Source organism: Oleiphilus sp. HI0043, assembly GCF_001634935.1.
The window spans coordinates 1-908 of record NZ_LWEY01001628.1; the positions used below are offsets into that span (position 1 = coordinate 1).

Below are 908 nucleotides of genomic sequence, written 5' to 3' on the forward strand. Positions count from 1 at the left end.
TCGAGATAACGATGATTGACCGTTCTTAGCTCCCACGTTAATACACCTTGTTCACTTTCAAGTTCTAAACGTGCAAATCCTGTCATGCTTTTCAGCATTGGTACTTCCCCACTTAGCTCAGTTACGTATGTTCAAATTGATTTACGAATTCTACTCGCTAGGCACTTAGAAACCCACCTTTAAAGTGATAAACTTGCCGGCAAATTTTCCCGGTACCCCTTTATTTAATTCCCCAATAGGAAGAACTTTATGAGACCAAGCGAACGCCAACCAGATCAAGCACGCGAGATTAAAATCACCCGAAACTACACAAAACATGCTGAAGGCTCTGTCCTGGTTGAGTTTGGCGACACCAAAGTTATCTGTACTGCCTCAATAGACGAAAAGGTACCCCGCTTCCTAAAAGGTGAAGGACAAGGTTGGTTAACCGCTGAATATGGCATGCTGCCTCGCTCTACCGGTTCACGTATGATCCGTGAAGCAGCAAAGGGTAAACAAACAGGTCGTACCGTCGAAATTCAGCGTCTAATCGGTCGCTCATTACGCGCCGCTGTTGATATGAAAGCACTCGGCGAACGCACCATTCAAATCGATTGCGATGTTATCCAGGCAGATGGAGGTACTCGTACAGCGTCTATCTCTGGGGGCTGCGTGGCACTCATGGACGCTCTTCAAGGCTTGGTAGATGCAGGAAAACTGAAAGAAATCCCGCTAAAGCAAAAGATTGCGGCGATTTCTGTAGGCATCTACAAAGGTACACCCGTTCTCGACTTGGACTACCCGGAAGACTCAGAAGCAGAAACTGATATGAACGTGATCATGACTGACAAAGGCGGCTTTATCGAAATTCAGGGCACTGCTGAAGGTGAAGCGTTTGAAGAGTCCGAATTTAATGCCATGTTAGCACT

The 908-nt window shown here is 46.4% G+C and carries 2 protein-coding genes; one reads left to right on the plus strand and one right to left on the minus strand.

All coding sequences use genetic code 11. From position 1 onward, the window contains the following. On the minus strand, positions 1 to 98 hold a 98-nt coding region (locus A3729_RS31115; RefSeq protein ID WP_369820157.1), incomplete at its 3' end, for a YicC/YloC family endoribonuclease. A 151-nt stretch (positions 99 to 249) separates the two neighbouring features. On the opposite strand from A3729_RS31115, the gene rph reads away from it, so the two are divergent. Beyond that, on the plus strand, positions 250 to 908 hold a 659-nt coding region (gene rph, locus A3729_RS24725; RefSeq protein WP_068634387.1), incomplete at its 3' end, for a ribonuclease PH.